This window comes from Vibrio sp. 10N.286.51.E5 (assembly GCF_041469125.1).
GTDB classification, from domain to species: domain Bacteria; phylum Pseudomonadota; class Gammaproteobacteria; order Enterobacterales; family Vibrionaceae; genus Vibrio; species Vibrio crassostreae_C.
Genome location: NZ_JBFRJZ010000019.1, coordinates 116702 through 133340, shown reverse-complemented (window position 1 = coordinate 133340; position 16639 = coordinate 116702). Strand labels below are relative to the sequence as shown.

The 16639-nt window shown below is 45.4% G+C and carries 18 protein-coding genes and 1 riboswitch; of the genes, 7 read left to right on the top strand and 11 right to left on the bottom strand.

The window, feature by feature from the left end:
- Positions 1-24: 24 nt before the first annotated feature.
- From AB4161_RS06845 to radC, 6 genes are all read right to left on the bottom strand, one after another.
- Positions 25-1029, bottom strand: a complete 1005-nt coding sequence (locus AB4161_RS06845; protein ID WP_017063090.1) for an NAD-dependent epimerase — start codon at positions 1027-1029, stop codon at positions 25-27.
- 91 nt (positions 1030-1120) lie between these two features.
- Positions 1121-1930 carry a bifunctional DNA-formamidopyrimidine glycosylase/DNA-(apurinic or apyrimidinic site) lyase gene (gene mutM / locus AB4161_RS06840; RefSeq protein WP_017063089.1) on the bottom strand — a complete coding sequence of 270 codons (810 nt, stop codon included), beginning with the start codon at positions 1928-1930 and terminating at the stop codon, positions 1121-1123.
- A 3-nt stretch (positions 1931-1933) separates the two neighbouring features.
- Entirely contained in the window at positions 1934-2458 is a 525-nt protein-coding gene (locus tag AB4161_RS06835) for a hypothetical protein (RefSeq protein WP_372083058.1), read from the bottom strand.
- A 204-nt stretch (positions 2459-2662) separates the two neighbouring features.
- Entirely contained in the window at positions 2663-2830 is a 168-nt protein-coding gene (rpmG, locus tag AB4161_RS06830) for a 50S ribosomal protein L33 (RefSeq protein ID WP_002535344.1), read from the bottom strand.
- A 13-nt stretch (positions 2831-2843) separates the two neighbouring features.
- Positions 2844-3080, bottom strand: a complete 237-nt coding sequence (gene rpmB / locus AB4161_RS06825) for a 50S ribosomal protein L28 (RefSeq protein WP_004728407.1) — start codon at positions 3078-3080, stop codon at positions 2844-2846.
- Between the two features lie 291 nt (positions 3081-3371).
- A complete protein-coding gene (radC, locus tag AB4161_RS06820) occupies positions 3372-4046 on the bottom strand; it encodes a DNA repair protein RadC (RefSeq protein WP_372083061.1) in 675 nt (224 codons plus the stop codon).
- A gap of 223 nt (positions 4047-4269) precedes the next feature.
- Here radC and coaBC point away from each other — a divergent pair, with 223 nt between their 5' ends.
- From coaBC to lpxL, 3 genes are all read left to right on the top strand, one after another.
- On the top strand, positions 4270-5511 hold the full coding sequence (coaBC, locus tag AB4161_RS06815) for a bifunctional phosphopantothenoylcysteine decarboxylase/phosphopantothenate--cysteine ligase CoaBC (protein WP_065584549.1): 1242 nt from the start codon (positions 4270-4272) through the stop codon (positions 5509-5511).
- Positions 5512-5650: 139 nt separating this feature from the next.
- Positions 5651-6241 carry a nucleoid occlusion factor SlmA gene (gene slmA / locus AB4161_RS06810; protein ID WP_004741428.1) on the top strand — a complete coding sequence of 197 codons (591 nt, stop codon included), beginning with the start codon at positions 5651-5653 and terminating at the stop codon, positions 6239-6241.
- Positions 6242-6280: 39 nt separating this feature from the next.
- A complete protein-coding gene (gene lpxL, locus AB4161_RS06805; protein WP_017059266.1) occupies positions 6281-7261 on the top strand; it encodes an LpxL/LpxP family Kdo(2)-lipid IV(A) lauroyl/palmitoleoyl acyltransferase in 981 nt (326 codons plus the stop codon).
- Positions 7262-7338: 77 nt separating this feature from the next.
- Here the strand turns inward: lpxL and pyrE are convergent, their stop codons facing one another.
- Together pyrE and rph are read right to left on the bottom strand one after the other, a co-directional pair.
- Positions 7339-7980 (bottom strand): orotate phosphoribosyltransferase, encoded by a 642-nt coding sequence (gene pyrE / locus AB4161_RS06800; protein ID WP_017059267.1) that lies wholly within the window; start codon positions 7978-7980, stop codon positions 7339-7341.
- A gap of 107 nt (positions 7981-8087) precedes the next feature.
- Entirely contained in the window at positions 8088-8804 is a 717-nt protein-coding gene (rph, locus tag AB4161_RS06795) for a ribonuclease PH (protein ID WP_009847983.1), read from the bottom strand.
- A 248-nt stretch (positions 8805-9052) separates the two neighbouring features.
- Between rph and AB4161_RS06790 the strand changes: the two genes are divergently transcribed.
- Complete coding sequence (locus tag AB4161_RS06790) at positions 9053-9919, top strand: YicC/YloC family endoribonuclease (protein ID WP_017059268.1); 867 nt, start codon at positions 9053-9055, stop codon at positions 9917-9919.
- 347 nt (positions 9920-10266) lie between these two features.
- On the opposite strand, the gene AB4161_RS06785 is transcribed toward AB4161_RS06790, so the two are convergent.
- The 3 genes from AB4161_RS06785 to AB4161_RS06775 form a co-directional block, all read right to left on the bottom strand.
- A complete protein-coding gene (locus AB4161_RS06785; protein ID WP_017071067.1) occupies positions 10267-10479 on the bottom strand; it encodes a cold-shock protein in 213 nt (70 codons plus the stop codon).
- A gap of 310 nt (positions 10480-10789) precedes the next feature.
- Positions 10790-11215 (bottom strand): phosphate-starvation-inducible protein PsiE, encoded by a 426-nt coding sequence (locus AB4161_RS06780; RefSeq protein ID WP_017062464.1) that lies wholly within the window; start codon positions 11213-11215, stop codon positions 10790-10792.
- Positions 11216-11436: 221 nt separating this feature from the next.
- Positions 11437-12807 carry an NCS2 family permease gene (locus AB4161_RS06775; RefSeq protein WP_017062465.1) on the bottom strand — a complete coding sequence of 457 codons (1371 nt, stop codon included), beginning with the start codon at positions 12805-12807 and terminating at the stop codon, positions 11437-11439.
- A 58-nt stretch (positions 12808-12865) separates the two neighbouring features.
- A riboswitch (purine riboswitch) is annotated at positions 12866-12965 on the bottom strand.
- A 348-nt stretch (positions 12966-13313) separates the two neighbouring features.
- Here AB4161_RS06775 and gmk point away from each other — a divergent pair.
- The 3 genes from gmk to spoT all read left to right on the top strand — a co-directional run bounded on the left by gmk (position 13314) and on the right by spoT (position 16495).
- The gene (gene gmk, locus AB4161_RS06770) at positions 13314-13937 is read left to right on the top strand and encodes a guanylate kinase (RefSeq protein ID WP_017062466.1); all 624 of its coding nucleotides are present in this window, start codon (positions 13314-13316) and stop codon (positions 13935-13937) included.
- A gap of 119 nt (positions 13938-14056) precedes the next feature.
- Positions 14057-14329 (top strand): DNA-directed RNA polymerase subunit omega, encoded by a 273-nt coding sequence (gene rpoZ, locus AB4161_RS06765; RefSeq protein WP_009848003.1) that lies wholly within the window; start codon positions 14057-14059, stop codon positions 14327-14329.
- 39 nt (positions 14330-14368) lie between these two features.
- Complete coding sequence (gene spoT, locus AB4161_RS06760) at positions 14369-16495, top strand: bifunctional GTP diphosphokinase/guanosine-3',5'-bis pyrophosphate 3'-pyrophosphohydrolase (RefSeq protein WP_372074877.1); 2127 nt, start codon at positions 14369-14371, stop codon at positions 16493-16495.
- Positions 16496-16639: the final 144 nt, after the last annotated feature.

The following is a 16639-nucleotide window of genomic DNA, read 5'->3' as shown; positions in this document are numbered from 1 at the left end:
CTGCTTAATTGCGCGCTTACATTACTACAGCGAGTAATAAGCTTTATACCAATCCGCGAAAGCTTTCGCTCCTTCTTGGATCTTAACTTGAGGCTTGTAGCCGACCGCTTCAAACAAATCTTCCGTATCAGCGTAAGTCGCGTACACATCACCAGGCTGCATTGGCATGAAGTTCTTTTTCGCTTCAACACCTAGAGCACCTTCTAATGCTTCGATGTAGTCCATTAATTTAACCGGGCTGCCATGACCGATGTTAAACACGCGATACGGAGCAGAACTGGTTGCTGGTGACCCTTGCTCAACGGTCCAATCTGGTTGCTTGGCTGGTATACGATCTTGAACACGAATAATACCTTCAACGATATCATCGATATAAGTGAAGTCACGCATCATGTCGCCGTTGTTATAAATGTCGATTTCTTTGCCCGCTACGATTAGATTCGCAAACTTGAACATCGCCATATCAGGTCGACTCCAAGGGCCGTAAACCGTAAAGAAGCGAAGACCTGTCGTTGGTACGTCATATAGATGCGAGTAAGTGTGTGCCATCAACTCATTCGACTTCTTAGTCGCTGCGTACAATGAGATTGGGTGATCAACGCTGTCTGCCGTGTGGAATGGCATTTTCTGGTTCAAGCCATAAACAGAGCTTGATGAAGCGTACACTAGGTGTTCAACCTTGTTATGGCGACAGCCTTCAAGAATAGCTAAGTGGCCAACAAGATTACTGTCAGCATACGCCATTGGATTATCAATTGAGTAACGAACGCCAGCTTGCGCCGCTAAATGAATGACGCGGTCAAACTTTTGCTGTGCGAAAAGCTCAGCGATACCTTCTCTATCAGCGAGATCCAGCTCGATAAAAGTAAGCTTTTCATGCTCGATACGCTTAAGGCGATCATGTTTCAGAGAGACTTCGTAGTAGTCATTTAGGTTATCGATACCAACAACCTCATGCCCTGCCGCACATAGTCGCTCTGACACTGCAGAGCCAATAAAACCAGCAACGCCAGTTACTAAATATTTCATTCTACTATTCTCAATTCATATAATTAGTACAATTGTAGCCACTCGCTAGCCTATCGACTAGCAATAAAAAGTGAACACGAGTTCAGATTTTCTATACTTGGCACTCTTCGCAATAAAACGTATTGCGCTGTCCGATTTTTAGCTCTTGAATCAATGCTTCACAGCTTGGGCACTTTTCACCCGCTTTCCCATACACTTGCAGCTCTTGGGCGAAATACCCCGGTTTGCCATCTGCTTGTGCGAAATCTTTTAGCGTAGTACCACCTTGTTTAATGGCGGTGGCGAGCACTTGTTTGATCTCTTTGGTCAACAAGACCCACTCTTGTTTTGTCACTTTGCTTGCAGGGCGCAAAGGGCTAATACGTGAAGCAAATAGCGCTTCATTGGCATAGATATTACCCACACCAACCACCACTTTGTTGTCCATGATGAACTGCTTGACGGCCACTTTACGCTTTTCTGCTTTCTCAGCAATGTAGTCAGCGTTGAAGTCATCGGTTAGTGGTTCAGGGCCAGAACCGAGTAACACAGGGTGTGTTTCGTCGGGAGCAGACCACAGCCAAGCGCCAAAACGACGTGGATCGTTGTAGCGTAGTACTTTTCCATTAGTGAGCTTAAGATCCACGTGATCGTGCTTTGCTGCTGGGAAGTCAGCATCTAATACGCGTAGTGAGCCAGACATACCAAGGTGAACAATGGCAGTACCAGTATCCGTTTCAATCAATAGGTACTTTGCACGGCGCGAGATAGAGCGAATCACCTGCCCTTCTAATGCTTTTAACTCTTGTGGGATATCCCAACGCAGCTTGGGCGTGCGAAAAGTAAGAGTTTTAATGGTCTCACCGACTAAATGAGGCGAGATCCCCATGCGGCTTACTTCGACTTCGGGTAATTCAGGCATAATCTAGTCGTCCGATTTAGAGGAGTGGTTAGCGTTAAAGCTTGGAAACAGGTAGCTCTCTTCAATAGACACCGCCAACCACTGATCATTCCAGTTTTTTAACAACCAGAACTCCGGCAATTGATAATAGGTAATACGCTGGGGCTCTTCTTGGTCTTGATACCATACTTCGATGGTGTGTGGTGTACTTAACCGAGGCGTAAGGTCTGTGTAGGTCTGTGAGTCAACTTCCGTGCCCACAAGCTCTTTCCAACGTTGTGACAACTCTTGTGCATTGGTGGTTTGAGGGAAGTCTGTATCTTCGAACTGGTAAACCCATTGATTGTCTTGTTGAATGACAGACCACTTAGCAAAGTGCAGCGCTTGAAGCTCTGCCGCTGGATTCAGGAGATAAGGATAAGGGCTATCAACCTGCGGTTCAGGTTCAATAAGGTACGCTTTGATCAATGTTGGAAGGTTTAACACGCCAATAAAAGCGATCACACTGAACATGAGTATGTTGTTCCACCGGCGTCCACGATATCTCATCTGATTCTGCTCATCTAACCTATTGAACATTCAGTATATCGTGAAAGTGGCAATACTTTCTATGTTGTGCAGTTTTCTATCGATCAGACGCTATATCAAGCAAGAACAATTGAGTTCCTCAAATTTTAGATATAAAAAAACCCAGCGATTAAACTGGGTTTTTCAATTCTTTCTTCTACTGAAGAAGAGCAAAAAAAGCATCAATTACTTGATTTTAGCTTCTTTGTACATAACGTGTTGGCGAACTACTGGATCAAACTTTTTGATCTCAAATTTGCCTGGCATGTTACGCTTGTTCTTATCAGTTGTGTAGAAGTGACCAGTACCTGCAGAAGATACTAGACGAATTTTCTCACGAATGCCTTTAGCCATTGCTTAATTCCTCTTAAACGTTTTCGCCACGTGCACGGATATCAACAAGAACAGCATCGATGCCTTTCTTATCAATGATACGCATGCCTTTAGCAGTTAGACGTAGTTTAACAAAACGTTTTTCGCTCTCTACCCAGAAACGATGAGTTTGTAGGTTCGGCAGAAAACGGCGCTTAGTAGCATTGCGTGCGTGTGAACGGTTGTTACCCGTTACTGGACGCTTACCAGTTACTTGGCATACTCGGGACATGAATGTCTTCTCCAATCGTTTCAGCTCGATATCAACCTTGGTGGCCGAACCTCTCTATCAATTAAAATAGAAGGTAAAAACCGTTATGGAAAATCCATACAAGGCTATCAAAGGTCGCGCATTATACTAACTTGACACGCATTGCTCAAGACCCGAACAGATCCTTTTTACGGATTTCGTGATCTTTTTTTGTGCAGCGCAGCTTGCTTGAGTAATCAGAGCTGATTTTAGGTCTAAAAATGTGGGCGGAATAATAGCAGATTTAACGCAACTAACAACCTAAAATGTGATTCAAATCCATCCACGCTCTGCAAAAGAGACAACTTCGCCATCTCCAACGACAAAATGGTCGAGAACTCGGATGTCCACCAGCGCTAATGCGTCGGTTAATCGGCGTGTAATCCGCCTATCCGCTTGGCTGGGCTCAGCAACACCTGAAGGATGGTTATGAGCTAAGATTAATGCCGCCGCATTATGATGAAGTGCCCGTTTAACCACTTCCCGCGGGTAAACCGATGCGGCATCGATGGTTCCTTCAAACATCACCTCGTCCTTTATTACCCTATTTTGGTTATCGAGGAACAATATATAGAAGGCTTCTCGCTGGCGATCACGCAACATGCTCGAAAGATAAAGCTTAGTATGGCTAGGGCTCGTAAGCGCATCTCCACGAGATAAAGTCTCTGCTAGATAACGCTGCGTCATCTCTAATACAGCCTGCAATTGAACATACTTGGCCTGCCCCATCCCTTTATGAGCACAAAACTCTTCCTGTGTTGCTGAAAAAAGATGACGGAGTGAGCCAAAGTCTTTGATCAACTTGTCAGCGAGTTCCAAGACGTTCATTCCTTGTGTCCCTGTTCGCAGGAATATCGCGAGCAGTTCAGCATCACTCAAAGAATCAGGCCCTCTATTTAACAACTTTTCTCTCGGCATCGATTCGGCAGGTATTTTATCTACTGGCATATAAAGACAATCATTGGTCATGAACACAACCCATCACCTTAATGAGATCGTAATCAGAGATCCTTCGATAGAGATCAAAGGAAACGAGACACTAACAAAATCGTGTAATTGATAAGTTTGATAACACCAACTTGATGAGCGTCAACTCTGTTCGAGTTCTGCTTCTAGGCACTTATCCTTTGTTCTGATATCGTAAGTCGCAGAGAAATTAAGGAACAGAATCATGCAAACATTGGTTAATCAACTGGATAACGCTGACCTACAAGGCCTGGCTGGGAAAAAAATCCTACTTGGCATTAGTGGTGGTATCGCTGCGTATAAATGTGCCGAACTGACTCGACGCTTAATTGAACGTGGAGCACAAGTACAAGTCGTGATGACGAATGCAGCCAAGGAGTTCATTACTCCTCTCACCATGCAAGCCGTCTCTGGAAGGCCAGTGTCTGATAGTTTGCTTGATCCTGCTGCTGAGGCTTCCATGGGGCACATTGAGCTCGCAAAGTGGGCTGACTTGGTATTACTAGCGCCAGCAACCGCAGACCTGATTGCTCGTATGACAGCGGGCATGGGTAACGACCTACTGACCACTTTGGTTTTAGCAACCGATGCGCCAGTTGCGGTATCTCCGGCAATGAACCAACAAATGTACAGCCACCCTGCCACTCAAGAGAACATTGCGACACTAAAACGTCGTGGTTGTGAAGTTTGGGGGCCAGCGGCTGGCGAGCAAGCGTGTGGTGATGTCGGTATGGGTCGTATGTTAGAGCCAATGCAGCTCGTGCATCGCTGTGAAGACTTCTTCCAACCTAAGCCACTTGCTGGCCGTTCTGTGCTTATTACTGCAGGCCCGACTCGTGAAGCGATTGACCCGGTGCGTTACATTACCAACCACAGCTCGGGCAAGATGGGCTATGCTCTGGCTGAAGCGGCAGCGAAACAAGGCGCAACAGTGACTCTAATCAGCGGCCCTGTTTCATTAGCAACGCCAAATAAAGTTAATCGTATTGATGTCGACAGCGCACAACAGATGTTTGATGCCGTTACTGCTAACGCTTCTCAACACGATATTTTCATCAGCTGCGCCGCAGTTGCCGATTACCGCCCTGAGACCATTGCAGACCAAAAGCTTAAAAAGGTCGACGGTAAAGACGACATGACCATTCAAATGGTTAAAAACCCAGATATTGTCGCTTCTGTCGCTTCAATGACCGAAGGTCGCCCATTTACTGTCGGCTTCGCAGCAGAAACTCAAGATGTTGAGAAGTACGCACGCGGTAAACTGGAAAGAAAGAACCTCGATATGATCTGCGCCAACGACGTCTCAGTTGAAGGCCAAGGCTTCAATAGCAGTAGCAATGAGCTGCACCTTTATTGGAAAGGCGGCGATAAATCTCTGCCACTGGAAAGCAAAGACACACTTGGTTTCCAGATCCTCGATCAGATCCAACAGCTTATTAATGTATAAACGCACAAATTTGCTCTGATAATCTGCTGACACCTCTCGATTCTGTTGACCTAGGGCTTACAAAACTAGGAAACAGAATTGAATGGTGTTTATAATCCTTCTTCACTCAATCCTCATCTTTAGGAAAGGAAGTAAATAGATGGCTGGTACTCGAAAATCAAACCGTCGTGAAGAAATCCTACAAGCTCTCGCACAAATGTTGGAATCGACCGAAGGTGCTTCTCGTATCACAACGGTAAAGTTGGCCAAGCAAGTGGGTGTTTCTGAAGCTGCGTTATACCGCCACTTCCCAAGCAAAGCCCGCATGTTTGAAGGCCTGATCGAGTTCATTGAAGAAGCGTTGATGTCTCGAATCAACCGTATTCTGGATGAAGAGAAAGACACGCTAGAGCGCATACGCCTAGTACTACAACTTATCTTAGTTTTCTCAGAACGTAACCCAGGCCTGACTCGAATTTTATCTGGTCATGCTCTAATGTTTGAAAATGAACGCCTGCGTGATCGCATCAACCAACTTTTCGAACGCATTGAGACGCAACTTCGCCAGATCCTGCGTGAAAGAAAGCTTCGTGAAGGGAAATCATTCCCGGTTGATGAGAAAATCTTAGCCGCTCAACTGCTCGGTCAAGTTGAAGGCAGCTTGAATCGATTTGTTCGCTCAGACTTCAAATATCAACCAACAGAAAACTTTGATGCTTATTGGGCTCTGCTAAGCGCTCAGATTAAGTAACAATCAAATTAAGTAGCAATCAAATCTTAAGTGATGGTTATGACGACGAAAACTTCTCCGACAAACAGCACTGCACAACACGTTATTACTAAGCCACCCTTTACTCTGGCGTTACTCCACCCTAAATACTGGGGAGTATGGTTCGGTTTTGGGTTATTGGCGCTTATCGTTAACGTTCTCCCTTATCGCCTCTTACTGCTGTTAGGCCGATCGTTAGGCTCTTTGGGGGCTCGCTATGGTAAAAAGCGCGTCGCGGTAGCAACACGTAATTTGGAGCTCGCCTTCCCAGACAAGCCAGCAGATGAAGTCGCGGCAATGGTCAGTGAGAACTTTAAGAACACCGGTATGGCACTGATCGAAACCGGTATTACCTGGTTTTGGCCGACGTGGCGCTTCAAGCGCATCCTAGTAGATAAAGACACCCAAACACTGCGTACGCACAAAGCTAACGGTAAAGGTGTTCTTCTATGCTGTGTGCATGCCTTAAACCTAGAGATCACTGCGCGAGCAATGGCTGTATTAGGTATTTCTGGTTTAGGTGTTTATCGCCCGCACAACAATCCGGCTTATGAATTCATTCAATACCGTGGTCGTACTCAAAACGGCAACCGCCTGATTCACCGTAAAGACGTGAAGCGTATGATTCGAATCCTGCGTCAAGGTGAGATCCTTTTCTACCTACCGGATCATGATTACGGTCGTAACAAGTCTGTGTTTGTGCCTTTCTTCGCAGTAGAAGATGCGTGTACCACAACAGGCACCAGTATCCTAGCTTACACTAGCCGATGTGCACTTGTTCCGGGGTCTGGTTTTAGAAATGCCGATGGCAAGTATGAAATCATGGCCGATGAATCAATTGAAGATGACTATCCACAGAAAGATGAGAAAGCGGCTGCCGCCTACATGAACCGCTACCTTGAGAAGATTATCTTAAGAGCACCAGAACAGTGGATGTGGCTGCACAAGCGCTTTAAGACCATGGAAGACCCAGAAGTGGAGCGCGGCATTCGTTATAAATAATGAATACTGAACCAAAAGGAAAGGGGCTGATGAATCATCAGCCCCTTGTGCATTCTATAGTCTAATTACGAGTAGTATTAGATGCCGTATTGAGCGCGGTATGCTTTTACTGACTCTAGGTGTGCTGCGTCTGTGCCTTTCTCTTCAAGGAAAGTCACCAAGTCAGTCAGGCTAACGATTGAGATAATCGCACAACCGAAGTCACGCTCAACTTCTTGAATCGCAGACAGTTCGCCTTTGCCCTTCTCTTGACGGTCGATAGCAACAAGCACGCCCGCTAAATCAGCGCCATTTGCTTGGATGATTTCCATCGACTCACGAATCGCAGTACCTGCAGTGATCACGTCGTCCACTAACATGATGCGACCTTCAAGCGCGCTACCGACAAGGTTGCCACCTTCACCGTGGTTTTTCGCTTCTTTGCGGTTGAAGCAGTAGGGCGTGTCTACATCGTGGTGATCCGCTAGTGCAACCGCTGTCGTCGTTGCAATTGGGATACCTTTGTATGCAGGACCAAATAGTACATCAAACTCAATGCCAGAATCAGCCAATGCTGCTGCGTAGAAGCGACCTAAGCGCGCTAGGTCACGACCTGTATTAAACAATCCAGCATTGAAGAAGTAAGGGCTCTTGCGGCCAGACTTTAAAGTAAACTCACCAAACTTAAGTACTTCTTTCTCTAGTGCAAATTCAATAAATTCACGTTGATATGCTTTCATGTTCATCCTCTATGTTTACTCAATAAAACTTAACTTACGCCCTGTACCACCCTTTCAGGTTTTACAGACAAAAAAATAGCCCCCAAATTGGGAGCTATTAAAAATGACTAGTCGGCCAACGCAGCTTTCTGCGCTTCAACAATATCAGCAATGCCCTTATTCGCCAGGGCTAAAAGCTGCATCAACTCTTCGTGGCTGAACGGTTCGCCTTCTGCGGTACCTTGAATCTCAATCATCTTACCGTCTTCCGTCATTACAACGTTCATGTCGGTATCGGCTGCTGAGTCTTCAACGTACTCAAGGTCACACAGTGCTTGTGCACCAACGATGCCCACTGAAACTGCCGCTACGTGGCCTTTCATTGGGTTCTTTTTCAGTTTGCCGCTTGCGAGTAGGCTGTTGATAGCATCAGCCATTGCAACGCTTGCACCTGAGATAGAAGCAGTACGAGTACCGCCGTCTGCTTGGATAACATCACAATCGACAGTGATCATAATTTCACCCATTACTTTCAGGTCAACAACAGCACGTAGGCTACGAGCGATCAGACGTTGGATTTCCATCGTACGACCACCTTGCTTGCCGCTCGCCGCTTCACGACGGTTACGAGTGTGCGTTGCACGTGGCAGCATGCCGTATTCAGCCGTTACCCAACCCTTTCCTTGGCCTTTTAACCAACGCGGTACGTTTTCTTCTACCGTCGCATTACATAGAACTTTAGTGTTGCCGAACTCAACTAATACAGAACCTTCAGCATAAGCTGTGTAGTTACGAGTAATTTTAATTGGACGAATTTGATCTACAGCGCGGTCATTTGGACGCATTGGTATCTACCTTATTAACAGTCTGAAGTGATTTACTATCGAAAGAGTGCATCACCTAAGAAAGGGGTGAGACAGTTTTGATTGGGGCAAGATTATATAGCAGTTTATCGTGCAAATCTATTTACCGTTCAAAGCTATTTATCACGAAAGGCTATTTACAGTGAAAAGCGACAGGCTTCGAGAGCACACCATATCGTGATACTATGCGTGCGCGTTATTTTCAGAATGATAAAAGACAGGAAAATTCGATGATTTATAGTATGACCGCGTACGCACGCAAAGAAGTAAAAGGCGATTGGGGCAGCGCAGTATGGGAAATCCGTAGTGTAAACCAACGCTACCTAGAAACTTACTTCCGTATGCCTGAACAGTTCCGTGGTTTAGAGCCAATCTTGCGTGAGCGTTTCCGTAAGCGTCTTGCACGCGGTAAGGTTGAATGTAACCTACGCTTTGAAGCAAACCCTGCTGCAAAGGGCGAACTAAGCATTAACGAAGGTTTGGCTCAGCAAGTAATCAATGCTGCGAACCAAGTAATGACGATGACAGGTGAAGACAGCCGTTTGAACCCATTCCAAGTCATGAATTGGCCTGGTGTGATGGAAACGCCAGAGCAAGACATGGATGCCATCAACAAAGACCTACTTGAAGCATTCAACGATGCTATCGCAGAGTTCATTGATGCTCGTGCTCGTGAAGGTGAGAACATGAAGGCGCTAATCGTACAGCGCTTAGATGCAATCACTGAAGAAGTAGTGAAAGTTCGTGCACGCATGCCTGAGATCCTAGAGTGGCAACGTGAGCGTCTTCTTACCAAATTTGAAGATGCGAAAATCGAACTTGAAGGTTCTCGTGTTGAGCAAGAGCTTATCCTACTTGCGCAGAAGTCAGACGTAGCAGAAGAGCTAGACCGTCTAGATTCTCACGTGAAAGAAGCAAATGCAGTACTGAAGAAAGGTGGCGCTTGTGGCCGTAAGCTAGACTTCATGATGCAAGAGTTCAACCGTGAGTCAAACACGCTAGCGTCTAAGTCTATCAGCACAGACATCACAGCATCAGGCGTAGAGCTTAAGGTTCTTATCGAACAGATGCGTGAGCAAATTCAGAACATTGAATAACAGTCTGTAAGCGGTACACGATACAGAGTAATCAGCCTAATCTGTGTTGATTAACTAACAGTGTTGATTAGACCAAAATGAGCTCCTAATTTTAGGGGCTTTTTTTATGGATACAGTAATGGCAATCAGGATGAGCAAGTGACTGGTTGTTACGTAGAAGATTGAGTTAGAGCAAAGAACAGATACAGCGATAGATAGAACGAGATGACGGATATAAAACAGGATTTTTGAATATTTAGAGGGGGTATTGCTAGTGGAGAAGAGTGTTGCGGTAAAGCTGAGGGGGAAACAGATTTGAGAGAGAAAGTGACGCAAGTTGCTGTTGCAACCTGCGCCGACTTAAAATCTTATAGAGCTACAACGTTTGCAGCTTGAAGACCTTTTTGGCCTTGCTCTACTTCGAAAGACACTTGTTGGCCTTCTTTAAGAGTCTTGAAACCTTCAGAAGCGATTGCACGGAAGTGTACGAATACGTCAGCGCCGCCGTTGTCTTGAGTTAGGAAACCGAAGCCTTTCTCTTCGTTAAACCATTTTACTACGCCGTTTACTTTGTTAGACATGATGTGTCCCTTATATAAAAATAAAAAATTAATCGCCAAAAGTGCGATGCGCTGAAAGCTTGAATTATTTAATGTATCTATGAAGCTAAGGGAAACACTGAGAATAACAATGAAGCAATACTAAGGGTTCTACTTTACAACTGGATGTTTCATTTAATAACCCTGAGAACAGAGCGACGCCATTCTTGGTGATCTGAGCCTGCTTGTAAAGCGTTATTTGGACAATTTGATGTTTTTTTGTTCGGTTGGCTTGAATTCAAGCCCAGCTAGGTCGCCGGGCTTGATTTGTAAGACTTTGATCTCAAAAAATTTACTCGTCCGGCTGCTTAGTTCTGAGATCGACATATGGCCAGTAATGGTGACCGACTCGAATCAACAGAGTTGCTGCTGCTAAGATAAATGCCGCTAAAGATAACCAAACGATCAATACCGCATCGAGTTCTTTCATGCCCAAAGTGATGTAACGAGCAATCGCCATCATCGCGATATAGATTGGGTATCGCACTGGGATCTTACCGTTCATTACAAACTGCTGAACCATCGCCAACACTTCTAAATAGATAAACATCAGCAGAATGTCGGTCAATTGCACTCGGCGTTCAGCGAAGACATGCATGAACTCTTCGACCATCGCAAACAAGGTCGCGAGCGTGATCGCCACCAGCAATACCGCTTCCATAATGTGGAATACTTTTAAAAACGGCTTACTAAAAGATTTAGGTAAGTGAGAAGGCATAGTCACTCTTCAAAAAATAATTAATCCAGTCTCTACAATAGCATGCATCAATATAAGTCGCGTACTGTCAAAGCACCGACTTTAGGCTAACGCCATCAACTCATCGGTAACCAACATTAAGAAGCAACGGTAAAAAGCAACAAATACAAAAATGGCCCCGCATTCACTGCAGAGCCATCTGTTTGTCTTTTACTTAGCGACTTCTTAGTGACTAATTAGCCTTAAAGCAGAATCAGGTAAGTTAAGAACACCACACACAGTCCGTAGATAAGCGGGTGTACTTCTTTGCGCTTACCTGCCACAACCATTGTGAATGCGTAGCTGATGAAGCCCATCGCCATACCGTTCGCAGGAGAGAAGCTTAGCACTGTGAACATGATGGTAAAAAAGGCTGCAATGCGTGACTCTTTCTTTTCCCAATTAATCTGACCAAGGCGACCGACCATATAGATGCCAACCACTACCATCGCCGGTGCAACCATTGCAGCCGAGAAGATAGAGAAGATTGGGTATAGGAATAGCGAGATTAGGAACAGACCAGCCACCATGACTGCTGCCAAGCCCGTTTTCGCACCTTGAGAAGAAGCGATGCCAGACTCAGAGAATGCGGTAATTGATGTGGTACCAAGAATAGAGCCAATCACAGTACCGCCCGCATCTGCTACTAGAGCCGATTTCGCGTTTGGCACCTTACCGTCTTTATCGATGATGCCCGCATCACGGCCAACGCCGACAATGGTGCTCAAGCCATCAAAGAAATCGACAATCAAGAAGATAAGTACGATGAACAGTAGGTCGAACATTTTCTCTGGCGTGAAAGCAGAGAAATCAAAGATAGCGCCGAAGCTGCCAGCCATGCTTGGTGGCATAGCAATGAACTGCTCTGGGATTGGTGCGTTTGAAGTGCCCATGAAGACGTCAGCAAGAATCGTCAACACAATAGCTGAAACGAACGAGATGAACGTTGCTAGCTTGATGTCGCGAACCATACAACCCAGTGCGATGAAGATGCTCACATAAGCGATGATCACTTTTGGATCGGAAATGTCGCCTAAGCCAACCAATACGAATGGGTTAGAAACGATGATGCCCGCATTCTTAAGACCTAAGAAAGCAATGAACAGTCCAAGAGACACCGTAATCGCCAACTTCAAATCTTCAGGAATCGATTCAATCATCGATTTACGAATATTAGTTAACGAGAACGCGAGGTACAGGATACCTGACAGGAAAATGCCGAACAGCGCCTCATTCCAAAGTACTGCGACTGAACCACTTAATAGTAAGCCTTTGAAGAAGCCGTTCATGCTCATGCCCGGCGCAAGCATCACTGGGTAGTTGCCCCAAATGCCCATAATTAGGGTTGCGATTGCCGCAGACAGAGCCGTTGCAGTAAACACGGCACCTTTGTCCATGCCTGGAATATCACCCAAAATTGCTGGGTTAACCGCCAGAATGTAACTCATCGCCAAGAAAGTAATGAAACCCGCATACAGCTCAGTGCCAATCGTGGTTTTTCTTTCAGTGATTTTAAACATCGAATCAAGCGAGCCAGAGGTGTTCTGGGCTTTCAGGGTGGAATCGGTACTCACAACAAAACCTTTGCAATAAATTAAGAATTTGGTGATTCAAATGCTGTGAGAATAGAGAGGTCTCTACACTAAAAACTGTAGTCACCAAGGTAGGCTCGGTAGTAGAAACATCTAGTCCATATCACTAGATATATACAGCATTTAATCGTTTGCGCGGATTGTAAGGATTGAGATTAAAACTTCAACAAATTTTGTCCAGATCACATAAAAAAGTACCGATGACGAGTCATTACATTTATACAAAGATCTTTGAGAAGATCATTTGCTGATAAATAACGATCAAGCCAGTTGTTCTCAATCATCTAAATATGCTACTCTTCGCCTCCATTTTTCTGACCTAATTTTCACCAGTTGCTTCTATTAGTTTTACTCGTTATCTCTTTATAGACGTAACCAACGGCACAATTAGTAGATGCGCCATCGGAACAAAAATTAGAGTCAGTGCTATCTTTTAAAGTGTAGGTTTATTGCCTTCACTCAATCCAACCAACAGTGGAAATATACAGATGGGCAAAGGTACTCTTTACATCGTATCTGCACCTAGTGGCGCAGGTAAGTCGAGCTTGATCTCAGCAATGCTAGAAACCAATCCAACCTACGCAATGAAGGTATCTGTTTCACACACCACTCGCGGTATGCGCCCTGGTGAAGAAAATGGTGTTCACTACCACTTCGTAGAGAAGCATCATTTTGAAGACCTTATTACTAAAGGTGAATTCCTAGAGTACGCTGAAGTGTTCGGCAACTACTACGGTACTTCACGCGTTTGGATTGAAGAAAACCTAAACCGCGGTATCGATGTGTTCCTAGATATCGACTGGCAAGGTGCTCGTCAGATCCGTGAACAAATGCCTCAAGCGAAGAGTGTATTCATTCTTCCACCATCAAATGGTGAGCTAGAGCGTCGTTTGAATGTTCGCGGTCAAGACAGCGACGAAGTTATTGCGAAACGCATGAGCGAAGCAAAATCAGAGATTTCTCACTATGCAGAATATGATTATGTGATCGTGAATGACGACTTTGATGCAGCCCTAATGGACTTCAGAGCTATCATTCGTGCGGAACGCTTAAAAGAAGATAAGCAAGCAGCGAAATACAGCGGCATGCTTACTGCTTTATTAGCGGAATAATCTAGATCCCCTAGATTTTCTATTGAGATAAGTATACGGTGATCTAGAAAGTATCTAGTTAAACTTGTATACTTTCTCGTCATCAAAAATTTATTAGTTAATTACTATTTGGAGTCCTCATGGCACGCGTAACTGTTCAAGACGCTGTTGAAAAAGTTGGCAACCGTTTCGACCTAGTTCTTATTGCGGCTCGCCGCGCACGTCAAATGCAAACTGGCGGTAAAGATTCACTAGTGCCTGAAGAAAACGATAAGCCAACGGTTATCGCTCTTCGCGAAATCGAAGAAGGTCTTATCACTAAAGACGTACTAGATGCTCGTGAACGTCAAGAGCAACAAGAGCAAGAAGCGGCTGAACTTGCAGCAGTAAGCAGCATCGCTCACACTCGTTAAGAACGTCATTCGAACTAATTAACCTTCCGGGCCTTTAATTTGTATCTATTCGATAGCCTCAAAGACGTTGCCCAAGAATACCTAACAGAGCCTCAAATTGAGGCTCTGCGTCAATCTTATGTGGTAGCGAGAGACGCCCATGAAGGGCAAACCCGCTCAAGCGGTGAACCATACATTATCCACCCTGTAGCTGTTTCAAGAATCCTGGCAGAAATGCGTCTGGATATCGAAACCCTGCAAGCTGCTCTGCTTCATGATGTCATCGAAGACTGTGATGTCACTAAAGAAGATCTAGAGGAAAAATTTGGCAATACCGTTGCTGAATTGGTTGATGGTGTATCTAAGCTGGATAAGCTTAAATTTCGTGATCGCAAAGAAGCGCAAGCAGAGAACTTCCGCAAGATGGTTCTCGCCATGGTGCAAGACATCCGCGTTATCTTGATCAAATTAGCTGACCGTACTCACAACATGCGCACGCTTGGGGCACTTCGTCCTGACAAAAAGCGTCGTATTGCTCGTGAAACCCTAGAGATTTATTCTCCACTAGCTCACCGTCTTGGTATTCATAACATCAAGACCGAACTAGAAGAGCTAGGCTTTGAAGCCCTCTATCCTAACCGTTATCGCGTACTTAAAAACGTAGTGAAAGCTGCGCGTGGTAACCGTAAGGAAATGATCCAACGTATCCATAGCGAAATTGAAGGCCGCCTTAAAGAGGTCAGTTTGCCTGCTCGCGTACTTGGTCGTGAAAAAAACCTGTTCTCCATCTACAACAAGATGAAAACTAAAGAGCAGCGCTTCCACACCATTATGGACATCTACGCTTTCCGCGTCGTGGTTGATACCCCAGATACTTGTTATCGCGTACTTGGTCAGGCTCACAGCCTGTACAAGCCTCGCCCTGGCCGCATGAAAGATTACATTGCGGTACCAAAAGCCAACGGCTACCAATCTCTGCACACGTCAATGATCGGCCCTCACGGGGTGCCAGTTGAGGTTCAGATCCGTACTGAAGATATGGATCAAATGGCAGACAAAGGTGTCGCAGCGCACTGGTCTTACAAAGGCAACGGCTCACGCAGCAGTAATGGCACAACCGCACAGGTTAAAGCACAACGTTGGATGCAGAGCTTACTTGAGCTGCAACAAAGCGCGGGTAACTCATTCGAATTCATTGAAAACGTTAAGTCTGATCTGTTCCCAGATGAGATCTTCGTGTTCACGCCGAAGGGTCGCATTGTCGAACTTCCTGCAGGCGCAACAGCGGTCGATTTTGCTTACGCGGTACATACCGATGTCGGCAACATGTGTGTAGGTGCTCGTGTAGACATGAACCCTTACCCACTCAGCAAATCGCTGAAGAATGGCCAAACCATTGAGATCATCAGTGCTCCGGGCGCACGCCCGAACGCAGCATGGCTCAACTACGTGGTGACATCGCGTGCACGTACTAAGATCCGTCAGGTTCTGAAAACGATGCGTCGTGAAGAGTCGATCACGCTAGGCCGTCGTCTACTGAATCATGCACTTGGCGAACACTCTATTGGCGATATCGGCCAAGAGAATATCGACCACGTATTGTCTGATCTTCGCCTAGACAATGTTGAAGACTTACTGGCATCGATTGGTCTTGGTGAGCTGATGAGTATCGTTATTGCTCGTCGTCTACTGGGTGATGCTGACGAACTGACTGAAGTGGAAAACAACAGCGACACACCAAGGAAGAAATTGGCTATCCGTGGTGCTGAAGGTCTACTACTGACGTTCGCTAACTGTTGTCACCCAATTCCAGATGATCACATCATTGCCCATGTATCGCCAGGTCGTGGCCTTGTGGTTCACCGTGAAACGTGTCCAAACGTTCGTGGTTACCAGAAAGAACCAGACAAATACATGGCGGTTGAATGGTCTGACGATTACGACCAAGAGTTCACTGCTGAACTTCAGGTTGATCTGCAGAATCACCAAGGTGCACTGGCTGAGTTAACTAACGTTATCTCGAAAACAGGCTCGAACATTCACGGTATTTCAACTGAAGAACGTGATGGACGCCTGTACACAGTGACTATCTTGCTGACCACCAAAGATCGTGTTCATCTTGCAAGTATTATGAAAAAGCTACGTGTGATGCCACACGCGCTGAAAGTAAGACGTCGTAAGAACTAACGTTTAAACTTGATAATAGTTTTGCCAAGAATTTAAATCCCCTTAATGCTTTATCGCTTAAGGGGATTTTTATAACCGTAATCCTAGTATTTACCGCGCTCCCTCCCATTCCTGCCTGTACAAAAATCCAGTAAAATGCTTGAA